This window comes from Pseudoxanthomonas sp. LjRoot125, assembly GCF_964252705.1.
Lineage (GTDB): Bacteria > Pseudomonadota > Gammaproteobacteria > Xanthomonadales > Xanthomonadaceae > Pseudoxanthomonas_A.
The window spans coordinates 324,540-338,160 of sequence record NZ_CAXUOY020000001.1 but is presented as its reverse complement, the minus strand read 5'-3'; the positions used below and the strand labels follow the sequence as shown (position 1 = coordinate 338,160).

Annotated in this window: 12 protein-coding genes; 6 read left to right on the top strand and 6 right to left on the bottom strand. The window is 67.8% G+C overall.

What is annotated here, in order from left to right:
- Nucleotides 1-42: 42 nt before the first annotated feature.
- Nucleotides 43-999 carry an AraC family transcriptional regulator gene (locus ACSION_RS01580; RefSeq protein WP_435304554.1) on the bottom strand — a complete coding sequence of 319 codons (957 nt, stop codon included), beginning with the start codon at nt 997-999 and terminating at the stop codon, nt 43-45.
- A 170-nt stretch (nt 1,000-1,169) separates the two neighbouring features.
- Here ACSION_RS01580 and bufA2 point away from each other — a divergent pair, with 170 nt between their 5' ends.
- From bufA2 to ACSION_RS01560, 4 genes are read left to right on the top strand one after another with little or no spacing between them, the layout of a single operon-like run.
- A complete protein-coding gene (gene bufA2 / locus ACSION_RS01575; RefSeq protein WP_435304553.1) occupies nt 1,170-1,472 on the top strand; it encodes a BufA2 family periplasmic bufferin-type metallophore in 303 nt (100 codons plus the stop codon).
- Nucleotides 1,473-1,491: 19 nt separating this feature from the next.
- Nucleotides 1,492-2,343, top strand: a complete 852-nt coding sequence (gene bufB / locus ACSION_RS01570; RefSeq protein ID WP_435304552.1) for an MNIO family bufferin maturase — start codon at nt 1,492-1,494, stop codon at nt 2,341-2,343.
- Complete coding sequence (locus ACSION_RS01565; RefSeq protein WP_435304551.1) at nt 2,340-3,113, top strand: HvfC/BufC N-terminal domain-containing protein; 774 nt, start codon at nt 2,340-2,342, stop codon at nt 3,111-3,113. The genes bufB and ACSION_RS01565 overlap by 4 nt, the downstream gene beginning before the upstream one ends.
- A gap of 20 nt (nt 3,114-3,133) precedes the next feature.
- Nucleotides 3,134-3,595 (top strand): DoxX family protein, encoded by a 462-nt coding sequence (locus ACSION_RS01560; protein ID WP_435304550.1) that lies wholly within the window; start codon nt 3,134-3,136, stop codon nt 3,593-3,595.
- Nucleotides 3,596-3,635: 40 nt separating this feature from the next.
- On the opposite strand, the gene ACSION_RS01555 is transcribed toward ACSION_RS01560, so the two are convergent.
- Complete coding sequence (locus ACSION_RS01555; protein ID WP_435304549.1) at nt 3,636-4,655, bottom strand: TIGR00266 family protein; 1,020 nt, start codon at nt 4,653-4,655, stop codon at nt 3,636-3,638.
- A gap of 262 nt (nt 4,656-4,917) precedes the next feature.
- On the opposite strand from ACSION_RS01555, the gene ACSION_RS01550 reads away from it, so the two are divergent.
- Nucleotides 4,918-7,212: a TonB-dependent receptor gene (locus ACSION_RS01550; protein WP_435304548.1), complete on the top strand. Its 2,295-nt coding sequence runs from the start codon at nt 4,918-4,920 to the stop codon at nt 7,210-7,212.
- Between the two features lie 158 nt (nt 7,213-7,370).
- Here the strand turns inward: ACSION_RS01550 and ACSION_RS01545 are convergent, their stop codons facing one another.
- Nucleotides 7,371-8,180 (bottom strand): rhomboid family intramembrane serine protease, encoded by an 810-nt coding sequence (locus ACSION_RS01545; RefSeq protein ID WP_435304547.1) that lies wholly within the window; start codon nt 8,178-8,180, stop codon nt 7,371-7,373.
- A 91-nt stretch (nt 8,181-8,271) separates the two neighbouring features.
- Nucleotides 8,272-9,231 carry a TerC family protein gene (locus tag ACSION_RS01540; RefSeq protein WP_435304546.1) on the bottom strand — a complete coding sequence of 320 codons (960 nt, stop codon included), beginning with the start codon at nt 9,229-9,231 and terminating at the stop codon, nt 8,272-8,274.
- Nucleotides 9,232-9,476: 245 nt separating this feature from the next.
- Here ACSION_RS01540 and ACSION_RS01535 point away from each other — a divergent pair, with 245 nt between their 5' ends.
- Nucleotides 9,477-10,646, top strand: a complete 1,170-nt coding sequence (locus ACSION_RS01535; protein WP_435304545.1) for a class I SAM-dependent rRNA methyltransferase — start codon at nt 9,477-9,479, stop codon at nt 10,644-10,646.
- Between the two features lie 75 nt (nt 10,647-10,721).
- On the opposite strand, the gene fabV is transcribed toward ACSION_RS01535, so the two are convergent.
- Both fabV and ACSION_RS01525 read right to left on the bottom strand, forming a co-directional pair.
- Nucleotides 10,722-11,939, bottom strand: a complete 1,218-nt coding sequence (gene fabV, locus ACSION_RS01530) for an enoyl-ACP reductase FabV (RefSeq protein ID WP_435304544.1) — start codon at nt 11,937-11,939, stop codon at nt 10,722-10,724.
- A 170-nt stretch (nt 11,940-12,109) separates the two neighbouring features.
- A complete protein-coding gene (locus tag ACSION_RS01525) occupies nt 12,110-13,546 on the bottom strand; it encodes an amino acid permease (protein ID WP_435304543.1) in 1,437 nt (478 codons plus the stop codon).
- Nucleotides 13,547-13,621: the final 75 nt, after the last annotated feature.

The window sequence follows — 13,621 nt, the reverse complement described above, 5'->3', positions numbered from 1 at the left end:
ATAGCGTTCCTTCCCGCAACCGACGCCAACGCCGGTCGCGGATCAGGCCGATCCGCCGGGGCGGCGGCGCGCGCTACCCGGTCCCACGCCCTCGACGCGCTTGAAGAACCGGCGGAAGGCCGCTTCGCTGCTGTACCCCAGCATCTCGGCGATCGCGGCGACCGAAAAGCGGCGGTTCTTCAACAGCCGGCGCGCCTCGGTGGCGCGCCACTGCGCCAGGTACTGGATCGGCGGCGTCCCGACCGTGGCGGTGAACAGTTCGGCGAACGCCGTGCGCGACATGCCGGCTTCCTGCGCCATCGACTGGATGGTCCAGTCCTCGCCGGGACGCGCATGGATGGCCGAGAGCGCACGCGACAGGCGCACGTCGGTGAGGGCGGCGAGCAGGCCGCGCGGTTGCTCGGCCTGGCGCACGTATTCGCACACCGCCATGGTGAACAGCGAATCGGCGAGTTTGTTCTGCACCAGCTGGCGACCCCAGCGCCGCTCGCGGCTGGTATCGGCCAGCATCTGCGCAAGCTGGCGGAAGCCGGCGCTGCTGTCCTGGCTGCGGATCACGAACCACCGCGGCAACGCGGCGAAGATCGGGTTGTGCGAGCCGGTGATGAACTCCAGCTCGCCGCACAGCATGCTGGTGTTGCCGGCATCGGGCGCGTCGGGCAGGTGCGGATCGGCCGACGACGACAGCACGTGGCGCACGCCGGCGGGAAACACGATGAGGTCGCCGCGCTCGAGCAGCACCGGTGCGTCCAGGGCTTCGCCGCTGATCCAGCACTGGCCCTGCGTCAGCAGGTGGAACTGGCCGTGGTGGGTGGCGGGTTCGCTGTCGTACCACGTGCCGCAGTAGCGCACGTCGGCGGTGATCTCCACGCGCATGCGGTACGCGCCCAGCACCGTCTCCAGCACGGCGTCGCGGTCGTCGTCCTCGGCCAGGCCGGGTGCGTGGGCGGGAGGGGCATCCATGCCGCCATCGTAGGCCAGCGTCCTGGCAGGGACCATGACCGTGCGTCCGGACGTTCATGCGCGAGCGTCCGCGCCGACCGGGTGCCGGACGATGGGGCATATCGCGGGAACGCGCGGGAATGGTTGCCGGGGCGGCGGAAGGCTGGAATGGCAACGCGTCTTACGGCAGCGCCGCGGCGCCCTTCCCAACCCAACGAGGATCCACCATGAACACCACCAAGCTCACCGGTCTTTCCGTCGCGGTCGCCGCCGCCGCCCTGTTCCTCGGTGCACCGATGGCGCAGGCCGCCGAAGCCGGTTCCGCCAAGGTCGGCCATTGCGTCGGCGCCAACGCCTGCAAAGGGCAGGGCGCCTGCAAGAGCGCGTCCAACGCCTGCAAGGGCCAGAACGCGTGCAAGGGCCACGGCTTCACCGAATCCACCGCCGACACGTGCAAGACCGCGGGCGGCAAGTTCGAAGCACCCAAGCCGCAGAAGAAGGCGGCCGACGCGAAGAAGGCCAACAGCTGACGCCGCGGAGCGATACGCCATGACCATGCCGCTGCAAGGCTTCGGGCTGGGCCTGCGCCCGCAACACTACGACGCGTTGCTGGCGGGCGAAGCGCGCGTGGACTGGCTCGAGGTCCTAAGCGAGAACTACCTGGTGGCGGGCGGACGGCCCCGGTGGATGCTCGACCGGATGATCGAACGCTGGCCCGTGGCCATGCATGGCGTGTCGCTCAACATCGGCGGCAGCGATCCGCTGGACCGCGACTACCTGCGCGCGTTGCGCGGGCTGGTCCGGCACGTGCGGCCGCGCATCGTCTCCGACCATCTGTGCTGGACCCGCCACGGCGGTGTCCAGTTCCATGACCTGCTGCCGTTGCCGCAGAACGACGACACCGTCCTGCAGGTCGCCGCGCGCGTGCGCCAGGTGCAGGACGCGCTCGGCGTTCCGCTGGTGCTGGAGAACGTGTCCAGCTACCTGCGCTTCGCCGGCGACACGCTGGACGAAGCGCAGTTCCTGTCCGCCGTGGTGGCGGAAAGCGGATGCGGGTTGCTGCTCGACGTGAACAACGTCTTCGTCAACGCGCACAACCATGGTTTCGATGCCGTCGCATTCCTCGACCGCCTGCCGCGCCACGCGATTCGCCAGGTCCACCTCGCCGGGCATGCGCCCGATGCGCGGGGAAGCGGACTGCTGATCGACACCCACGACGCACCGGTGCCGGAAGGCGTGTGGCGGCTCTACGCAGAAGCGGTGCGCCGCTTCGGCGCGGTGCCGGCGATGATCGAGCGCGACGACCATATCCCGCCGCTGGACGCGCTGTTGGCGGAACTGGAGACCGCGCGTCGCATCGCGGCCGACGCGGTGGCGGTCCCGATGGAGCGTGCGGCATGAACGCGACGATGTCGCTCGCGGGAACCCAGCGTGCGTTCGCGGCCTGGCTGCTCCATCGCGATGCCGGGAAGGCACCGGGCGTCGTCGCGGCGAACGACGGCGAACGCGCGATACGGCTGGACCTCTACGCCGACGGCTACCGGTGGCGCCTGGTGGACGTGCTGGGCCACGACTATCCCGTCCTGCGTGCATCGATCGGGCAGGCGCGCTTCGATGTGCTGGCGGAGGCGTATCTGCATGCGCATCCGTCGCGGCACCCGTCGGTACGGCACCTGGGCGCGGGCTTCGCGCGCTGGCTGGCGACGCACACGCAGGAAATCCCCGCGCTCGCCGACCTGGCACGGCTGGAGTGGGTGCAGGGCGAGGTGTTCGACGCCGCGGATGCGCCAAGCGCCACCGCCGATGCGTTGGCGACGCTGTCCCCCGATGCCTGGCCTGCGCTGCGCTGGTCCCTGCATCCGGCCGTGCGCCGGATATCCCTTCGCAGCAACGCGATCGCCGTCCTGGACGCACACGCTGCCGACACCTTGCTGCCGGCATTGCGCAGCCGACCTGCCACCCCGTGGCTGCTGTGGCGGCACGCCTTCGACGTGCATTGGCGCCGTCTGCCACGCGACGAGGCCGCGGCGCTCGCTGCCGTCGCCCGCGGCGTGCCGTTCGCCGACTGGTGCGTGCGCCTCGGTGGCGAGACGCCGGCCCTGCGCGCGGCCTGCCTGCTCAAACGCTGGTTGGCCGACGGCCTGCTGACCGGCCTGCGGACCACTTCCTGACCCTTTCCCGGAGATATCCCATGCAAACGACACCCCTGTACGCCCGTGCGCTCGCGTTCCTCGATGACCACGCCTGGATCGGCCCGCTGCTGGTGCGGCTGGTTTTCGGCTATTTCTGGCTGGAAACGGGCTGGGCCAAGCTCCACAACCTGGCGTTCTTCACCGAGCGCTTCATCGAATGGGGCATTCCGTTGCCCGCGTTGAGTGCGGCGGTGTGCGCAGGCACCGAACTGGTCGGCGGCGCGCTGATCATGCTCGGGCTGGCGACCCGTCTGGCGATGCTGCCGATGATCTTCAACATGCTGGTGGCGCTGGCCGTGGTGGTCCTGCCCGGCATCTCCACGCTCGACGAATTCGTCGAACTGGACGAAGTGCTGTATGTCACCGTGTTCGCGTGGCTGCTGTTCGCCGGCCCGGGGCGCGCCAGCCTGGATCACCTGATCGCGCGCCGCGCCGGTACCTCGACGCTGGCGCACGCGTGATGCCGACGACGGGACGCGTGTCGCGTCCCGTCGTGTCGCGTCAGAAGCTGTTGTCGCCGTCCAGCATGCGGCCCAGGCCGCCGAGCACCGAGCCTTCGCCGCGGGCCTGTCCACCGCCCTGCGGTGCGGCCTGCAGCATGCGGCCGGCCAGGCGCGAGAACGGCAGCGACTGCAGCCACACCTTGCCAGGACCGGTCAGCGTGGCGAGGAACACGCCTTCGCCGCCGAAGAACATGCTCTTGATGCCGCTCACCGGGCGCACGTCCATGTTGACGCTCGCGTGGTAGGCCACCATGCAGCCGGTGTCCACGTCGATGCGCTCGCCGGGCTTGAGCTCGCGCTCCACCACGCAACCGCCGGCGTGCACGAACACCCAGCCGTCGCCTTCCAGCTTCTGCATGATGAAACCTTCGCCGCCGAACAGGCCGGTGAGGATCTTGCGCTGGAAGTGGATGCCGACCGACACGCCGCGCGCACCGGCCAGGAAGCTGTCCTTCTGGCAGATCAGGCGGCCGCCGTGTTCGTCCAGCTTCATCGCGAGCACGGTGCCGGGGTAGGGCGCGGCGAAGGCGACCTTGGCCTTGCCCTGGCCGGTGTGCGTGTACATCGTGGTGAACAGGCTCTCGCCGGTCAGCACGCGCTTGCCGGCAGAGAGCAGCTTGTCCATGAAGCCGCCGCCCTGGCCGCTGTGCGAGCCATCGCCGAACACCGTGTCCATCTGCACCGCGCTGTCCTTGAACATCAGCGCGCCGGCTTCGGCGATCGCGCTCTCGCCGGGGTCCAGTTCCACTTCGACGAACTGCATCTCATGGCCGACGATGCGGAAGTCGATCTCGTCCGCGCCGCGGCGGCCGCCGGCACCCGGCAGCGGTGGCAGGTGGGGCGGGGGCACGGCAGCGCCGGCCAGCTCCGGCAGCTCGCGCGCGGGCTTCCACTCGCGCATGCCTTCGCGCCAGGCCAGGGCGCCGGGGGCGCGGCGGGCGAAATCCTGTGCCGCGGCTTCATCCAGGGGGCCATGGCGCTGGTTGTCGGCGGGGGTATGGAAAAACCACTGGGTCATGAGGGCAAACCGAAGGGCGGGAAGGGCGCCGAGTCTAGCCCGCGACCCTGGCGGGCCGTCACCTGCCAGCGGTCACATCGGGTGGCTGAACGTACCGGGGACGGGCCCTGCGTACGGCATCGGTCCGCCGGGGACGGCAATGGGCATTACCTTTGTCGGAACGGGACTTCCAGCCATTGCCCCCCTTGTTGCTGTAATGCAACATTCGCGTGCTAGCGCCGCCCAGGCGCCCCGACACCCACCCACTCGGAAAGCCACCGCCATGTCCCGACTCCGCCCGACCGCTGTCCGGCCGCAACGCCTCGCTTTTGCCATCGCCGCGCTGCTGCCCTTCGGCACCGCTCTCGCGCAGGATGCCGCGCCCGCCACCTCTGAAGCCGCCACCCTCGACACCGTGCAGGTCACCGCGCAGCGCAAGGTCGAGAACATCCAGGACGTGCCGGTTTCCATCAGCACGATCAATGGCGAGCAGCTCGGCGTGCTGGCCTCCGGCGGTACCGATATCCGCTTCCTGTCCGGCCGCGTGCCCAGCCTCAACATCGAATCTTCGTTTGGCCGCGCGTTCCCGCGCTTCTACATCCGTGGCTACGGCAACACCGACTTCCGCCTCAACACCTCGCAGCCGGTCTCGCTGGTGTACGACGACGTGGTGCAGGAAAACCCGATCCTGAAGGGCTTTCCGCTGTTCGACCTGGAGCAGGTCGAAGTGTTGCGCGGCCCGCAGGGCTCGCTGTTCGGCCGCAACAGTCCGGCCGGCGTGGTGAAGTTCGAATCGGCCAAGCCTTCGCAGGAAACCAGCGGCTACGGCAAGGTCGGTTACGGCACCGACGACATGTGGAACTTGGAAGGCGCTGTCGGCGGCGCGTTGAGCCCGAACTGGTCGGCCCGCGCCTCGGTGCTGTTCCAGCGCCGCGACGACTCGGTGAAAAACACCTACCCGGGCCCGAGCGACGGCTACGAAGGCTATGACGAATCCGCCGGCCGCGTGCAGTTCCTGTACGAAGGCGAGGGCTTCGATGCGCTGCTCAATGCGCACGCGCGCAAGCTCAACGGCACCGCCCGCCTGTTCCGCGCCAACATCATCCAGCCGGGTACCAACAACCTGGCGCCGGGCTTCGATCGCGATGAAGTCACCCAGGACGGCCTGAACTACTCCGAGCTGGAATCGCAGGGCGCGAGTGCGCGCCTGAGCTGGGACATCGGCGAGTACAAGCTGTACTCGATCACCGGCTACGAGAGCGTCGAGACGATGAACCGCGGCGACATCGACGGCGGGTTCGGTGCGCCGTACGCGCCGGGTGGCCAGTACGGCCCGGGCTTCATCCCGTTCTCGTCCGAAACCGCCGACGGCATCCCCGAGCACGCGCAGTGGACGCAGGAGTTCCGCATCGAGTCCGCTTATGAGGGCCCGTGGAACTGGCAGGCTGGCCTGTTCTACTTCGACGAGGACTACAAGGTCGAGAGCTTCAGCTACGACTCGATCTTCACCAACGGTGCGCAGAGCGGTTACGAGCGCATCCGCCAGACCAACGATTCGTACGCCATCTTCGGCGCCGCCACCTGGCAGGCGACCGACAAGCTGGAACTGCGCGGCGGCTTGCGCTACACCGTCGACAAGAAGGAGCTGACGGTCGAGGCCTACAACGGCACCAAGGGCGACCTCGCCGGCCTGCTGGCCGCGCAGCAGGCGGCTTACGCGGCGGGCGATGCCGCCGATCCGTTCCTGACCGCGTCGCCGGAAGACAAGAAGCTGAGCTGGGACCTGTCCGCCGTCTACAAGCTCAACGACGACACCAACCTGTTCGCGCGCGTGGCGACCGGCTATCGCGGCAGCAGCATCCAGGCCGCCGGCGACTTCAACAACAAGACCGTCGCCGGTCCGGAAACCTCCACCGCGTTCGAGGCCGGCATCAAGGCCGACTTCTGGGACAAGCGCGCGCGCCTGAGCGCCAACGTCTTCTACTACGAAGTGAAGGACCAGCAGCTGACCGCCGTCGGCGGCGCCAACAACTCCAACATCCTGCTCAACGCCGAGAAGAGCACGGGCCAGGGCTTCGAACTGGACATGCAGGCGTACGTGCTGGACAACCTGTTGCTGACGCTCGGCAGCAGCTACAACGACACCGAGATCAAGGATCCCGACCTCGCCGTGTCGGTGTGCGCGCAGTGCACCGTGACCGATCCGCTGGATGCCACCGGCAAGGCGCTGATCAACGGCAACCAGCTGCCGCAGGCGCCGAAGTGGGTGCATAACCTGACCGCGCGCTACAGCATCGGCCTGGGCGAGGGCAGCGAGTTGTACGTGTACACCGACTGGGCCTACCGCAGCGAAGTGAACTTCTTCCTGTACGACTCCATCGAGTTCACCGGCAAGTCGTCGCTGGAAGGCGGCCTGCGCATCGGCTACGGCTGGGATTACGGCAACTACGAAGTCGCGCTGTACGGTCGCAACATCACCGACCAGACCCGCGTCGTCGGTGGCATCGACTTCAACAACCTGACCGGCTTCCTCAACGAGCCGCGCACGGTGGGCGTGGAGTTCAACGCGAAGTTCTGATGCACGGGGCGCGCTTCGTGGGAGCGACGTGAGTCGCGAAAGAGCGCCAAGCCATCATTCGGAAGAAGGAAAGGCAGACCAGAACGGTCTGCCTTTTTCTTTTACCGCCTCGACGACGGGCCACATCATCGCGACTTACGTCGCTCCCACAGGATGGATCACGAGGTCGGCGGCTCTCGCGGCGGGCTTTCAACCGCCGGATGGCGGGTAAAACGCAGCACCACGCCGCGCGGCTCTTCTTCCGCAGGTTCGGGGCGTACCCACAGCATCGGTACCTCGCGCGGGGCGGGCAATTCGAGTTCGTCGTCGGCGCGTGCGGCGGCGTCCTCTTCCTCGATTTCCCAGCTGTATTTCTTCTTCGGCAGTTCAGGGTCCAGGCGACGGAACAGGAATGCGGCCAACAGGCCCGCCACGGCGCCGCCCAGATGCGCCTGCCACGAGACGCCGGCCTCGCGCGGCAGCACCGTGAGCACCATGCCGCCGTAGAACAGGAACGCGATCATGCCCGCGGCGATCGCCGCGCGGTCGCGGCGCAGCAGGCCGAGCATGAAGATCATGAACATCAGGCCGTGGGTCAGGCCGCTGGCGCCCAGCGTGTGCGTGCCCGGTTCGGCCAGCAGCCACGGCCCGAGGCCCGCGCCCAGCCATACCAGCGGGATCGCCCACAGGGTCGCGCGCGGATACACCGCGCCGGCCAGCGTGCCGAGGATCAGCAGGGCCGACGCATTCGCGGCGATGTGCTCCAGCGAGCCATGCAGCAGCGGTGCCGTCAGGATGCCGAGCAGGCCGTCCACCGAGCGCGGCGCGATGGTGAAGGCCCGCACGTCGAAACTGCCCTGCGCCGAGTACACGATGGCCAGCAGCAGCACGAACGCCAGGCTCAGGTTGAGGGCGCGGAACAGCCGGCGGCGGTCGTAGCGCTGCTGGGATTCCGGGTCGAACGCGGGGTCGTCGGGATGCAGGTCCATGGATCCGTTCTGGCGGCGGCGCGGACGAATGCAAGGGCGGGCGCCCATGGACAGACCATCCCGCGCACGGGATGGTCCGCCAGGACCCGCGTCAGGCGGCCGTATCGGCCTTCTGCGGCCGCGCCAGGCTCAGCGCGATGGTCACGCCGAGGATCGCCGCCACCGTGCCCAGCGCCCATGGCACCGGGATCTTGTAGAGGTCGATCAGCAGCATCTTGGTGCCGATGAAGCCCAGCACCACCGCCAGACCGTAGGGCAGCAGGTGGAAGCGGTCGGCCATGCCGGCGAGCAGGAAGAACATCGCGCGCAGGCCCAGCACCGCGAACACGTTCGAGGTCAGCACGATGAACGGGTCCGAGGTGATCGCGAAGATCGCCGGGATGCTGTCCACCGCGAAGATCACGTCGGTCACGCCGATCAGCACCAGCACCACGAACAACGGGGTGAACCAGCGCACGCCGTTCTCGCGCACGCTCAGCGCGGCGCCGCGGTAGCCATCGGTCAGCTTCAGGTGGTTGCGCATCCAGCGCAGCGCGGGGTTCTTCTCCAGGTCGGGTTCCTTGCCGGCGGCGAACCACATCTTGATGCCGGTCAGCAGCAGGAACGCGCCGAAGAGGTAGAGCAGCCAGTGGAACTTCGCCAGCAGCGCGGCGCCCGCGAAGATCAGGATGCTGCGCAAGACGATCGCGCCGAGGATGCCGATCACCAGCACGCGCTGACGCTGTTCTTCGGGCACGGCGAAGTACGTCATGACCATCAGGAACACGAAGATGTTGTCGACGGCCAGGGCCTTCTCGACCAGGTAGCCGGTCAGGAACTCCAGGCCCACGCGGTTGGCTTCCACCAGTCCGGCGGTCTCGTTCACGTACCACCACAGGCCGCCGTTGAAGGCCATCGCCAGCGCGATCCAGCCCAGGCTCCACCACATCGCTTCCTTGAACGTGACCTTGTGCGCGCCGCCATGGCGCATCAGCACCAGGTCGACCAGCAGCGCGATCACCACCAGGCCGCCGAAGCCGGCCCACAACCAGGGGTTGCCAATCGTTTCCATCGAGATTCCCGAAAAAAGTGGAGGACGACCGCGGGCGCGGACGTCTCGGGAACCGGGGAAACGGGGATCCAGGGACATGCCTTCGCCATCGCGGCGAAGGTCTCGCTCACAGCCCGGTGGGCTGCCGTGGGACCGGAGCATCGCTGCTCGAAATGACGGCCGGCACGTTGGGAGCTACTCCCCTTCAGGCGGGAATTGTCCGGATGGCGCGCGGCCGGGTCAACCGCGAAGGTAAAATGTCGTTCATGAACACGCCCAACCCGACCGTACGCCTGAAGAACGCCTGGCGTTCCAGCCACCCGTGGATCTTCCAGAAGCTGGTCGAGAAGCCCGTCGCCAAGCCCAAATCCGGCACCCTCGTCGAAGTGGTCGGGGTGGACGGGGAATGGATCGGCCGCGGCTTCTACAACGGCCATTCGCGCATCGCCGTGCGCATCCTCGAAACCCACCCGGACATCCCGGTGGACGCCGGCTGGTTCTCGCGCAAGATCGCCGACGCGGTCTCGCTGCGCCGCGACGTGTTGAAGCTGGACGCCATCAGCGATGCCTGGCGCGTGGTGCACAGCGAGGGCGATGGCCTGTCGGGCCTGGTCGTGGACCGCTACGGCGACCTGATCGTGGTCGAGTTCTTCGCCGCCGGCATGTTCCGCCATCGCGAATGGATCTACGAGGCGCTGCGCGAGCAGTTCCCCGGCTGCCGCTTCCACAGTTTCGCCGACGAGCACGTGCAGAAGCAGGAGAGCTTCGACTTCCACGGCAACACGACCACCGAAGCGGCCGTCATCACCGAGTACGGGGTGAAGTTCCGCGCCGATCCGGCGGGCGCGCACAAGACCGGCTTCTTCGCCGACCAGCGCGAGAACCGCGAGTGGCTGAGCCAGCAGGTGGACGGCAAGACCGTGCTGGACCTGTGCTGCAACACCGGCGGCTTCGCGGTGTACGCCGCGGCGCGCGGTGCGAGCGAGGTCGTCGGCGTGGACATCGACCAGGACGTCATCCAGATCGCCAAGGGCAACGCCAAGCTCAACAACGTGCGGCCGAAGTTCGTGCAGGCCGACATCTTCCCGTACCTGCGCGATGCGGCGAACCGCGGCGAACAGTACGACGTGGTGATCCTGGACCCGGCCAAGATGACGCGCGACCGCGAGCAGGTGATCGCCGCGTTGAAGAAGTACCTCGACATGAACAAGCTCGCGCTGGGCGTGGTGAAGCCCGGCGGCCTGTTCGCGACGTTCTCGTGCACGGGCCTGGTCAGCGAGGAGCAGTTCCTCGACATGCTTCGCCGCGCCGCGTATTTCTCCGGCCGCACGATCCAGATACTCAAGGTCGCCGGCGCCGGTCCCGACCATCCCTTCATGGCGCACGTGCAGGAATCGCGCTACCTGAAGGCGGTGTTCTGCCGCGTGGTGGATTGAGCCGGAAGGGCGTTCCTCCACGGACACGAAAAAGGCGGGCCGAAGCCCGCCTTTTTCGTGCGCCACGCACGGCGATCAGCTTTCCGGCGACAACTCGATGCAGTCGAACTGCACGTCCGGGTTCACGTCGGCGTCGTAGTCCACATCGCTGCGTTCGAAACCGAACAGCTTCAGGAACTCGTGCTTGTAGTTGGCGTAGTCGGTCAGCTGGAACAGGTTCTCGCTGGTGACCTGCGGCCACAGCGCCTTCGCCTGGGTCTGTACTTCGGGTTTCAGTTCCCAGTCGTCCAGGCGCAGGCGGTTCTCGTCGTCGGTCGTGGCCGGGGTGCCGTCAGTGCGGTACATGCGGTCGCGGAACAGGCGGTCCAGCTGCTCGATCGTGCCTTCGTGCAGGCCGAGTTCCTTCATCACCTTGAACACGATGCTGATGTAGAGCGGCATCACCGGGATCGCCGAACTGGCCTGCGTCACCACCGACTTCAGTACGGCGACGTTCGCGGTGCCGCCGCTCTTCTGCAGGCGCGCATCCAGGCGCTGCGCGGTCTCGTCCAGGTCCACCTTCGCGCGGCCGAGCGCGCCGTGCCAGTAGATCGGCCAGGTGATGTCGGTGCCGATGTAGCTGAAGGCCACCGTGCGCGCGCCGTCGGCCAGCGCGCCGGCCTTGTCGAGCGCGTCGATCCACAACTCCCAGTCCTGGCCGCCCATCACGGTGACGGTGTCGGCGATTTCCTGCTCGGTGGCCGGTTCGATGGTCGCCTGGACGATGGCGTCCTTGTTCGTGTCGATCGCGGTGGACGTGTACGGCGCGCCGATCGGCTTCAACGCCGAGCGCTTCACTTCGCCCGTGCCCGGCAGCTTGCGCACCGGCGAGGCCAGCGAATAGATGACCAGGTCGACCTGGCCGCCCATCTCGGTCTTGATCAGCTCGATGACCTTGGCGCGCGCCTCGTCCGAGAACGCATCGCCGTTGATCGAACGGCTGTACAGGCCGGCTTCCTTGGCCGCCTGGTCGAACGCAGCCGAGTTGTACCAGCCCGCGGTGCCGGCCTTCTTCTCGTTGCCCGGCTTCTCGAAGAACACGCCCAGCGTGTCCGCGCCGAAGCCGAACGCCGCGCTGATGCGCGCGGCCAGGCCGTAGCCGCTCGACGCACCGATCACCAGCACCTTCTTGGGCCCGTCGTTGCGTACGCCCTGCGCGCGCGTCGCGGCGATCTGGTCGCGCACGTTGAGCGCGCAGCCGAGCGGATGGGTGGTGGTGCAGATGAAGCCGCGGACTTTGGGATGGATGATCAACGTCGTAACCCGGGGGATGGTGTGCCTGCGCGGCATCTTAGTGCCGCAGCCGCCGGGATTGAAGCGCCACGCCTGCACACGCCGGCGTATGGCGTCGTCGTTCCGCGCGGTGGCGGACAAAGAAAAAGCGGGCCGAAGCCCGCCTTTTCGTCATGCATGCCGTGGTGCGATCACGCATCGCCGCCTTTCGCCAGCACGCTGTTGCGCCGGCTGTAGGCCAGGTAGACCACGAAGCCGACGGCGTTCCACACCAGGAACCACAGCTGCGTCCTCTGCGGCAGGCTCCAGAACAGATAGAGGCAGCCGAAGATGGCGACGGGACCCACGAGCCATGCCATCGGCGTGCGGAACACGCGCGGACGGTTGGGTTCGCGGCTGCGCAGCACCAGCAGGCACACGCCTACCGCGACAAAGGCGGCCAGCGTGCCCGCGTTGGCCAGTGCGGCGATTTCGTCCAATCGCGCCACGCCGGCCAGCGCCGCCACCAGGATGGCAGTGAACACCGTGATCGCCACCGGCGTGCCGGTGCGCGGGTTGACCTTCGACAGGCCGCGCGGCAGCAGGCCGTCGCGCGACATCACGAAGAAGATGCGGCTTTGCCCGTAAAAGAACGCGAGCAGCACGGTGGGGAGGGCGATGATCGCGACGATGCCGATCACCAGCGCCGCGGTGCCGTGGCCCAGCTCGCGCATGATCAGGGCGAGCGGCTCGGCGCTCTTGCCGAACACCGTGTAGCTCATCGCACCGACGGCGGCGACGGCGACCAGCAGGTAGATCAGCGTGCAGCCGATCATCGAGCCGACGATGCCGATCGACAGGTCGCGGCCGGGGTTCTTGGTTTCCTCGGCCGCGGTGGAGATCGCGTCGAAGCCGTAGAACGCGAAGAAGATGATCGCCGCCGCGGCCATCACGCCGCGCTCCACGCCGGCCGCGTCCAGCGATTTCGGGAAGCCGAACGGCATGAACGGCTGCAGGTTGTCCGGATTGAACGCCGGCAGCGCAACCGCGATGAACACGGCCAACGCGATCAGCTTGAACACCACCAGGATCGCGTTGAGCGTGGCGCTCTCGCGCGTGCCGGCCATCAGCAGGCCAGCGACCGCGAACGTGATCAGGATGGCGGGCAGGTTGATGATGCCGCCGGCATGCGGTCCCGCGGCGAGCGCGGCGGGCAGGGTGACGTTCCAACCGAAGTTCTGCTGCACCCATTGCAGGAAGCCGACGAAATAGCCGGACCAGCCCACCGCCACGGTGCTGACCACCAGCGAGTATTCGAGGATCAGGCTCCAGCCGACGATCCAGGCGATCGATTCGCCGAGCACGCCATAGCTGTAGGTATACGCGCTACCGGCGGCCGGCATCATCGTCGACAGTTCGGCGTAGGCCAGCGCGGCGCAGGCGCAGACCACGCCGGCGATGACGAAGGACAGCAACACCGCCGGACCGGCCTTGTCCGCGCCCACGCCGATCAGCGTGTAGATGCCGGTGCCGACGATGGCACCGATGCCCAGCGCGACCAGGTGCGGCCAGCTCAGGGTGGGCACCAGGCGACGGCCTTCCTCGTGCTGAGTGATCCGGTCGATGGATTTGCGCCGTAGCCAGGTCATGGAAACTCCTCGAATGCGTCAATGGGGCGGCACGCCGGCAGCGGGCCGGCATGGAAAGGTGAGGGGGCATGACCC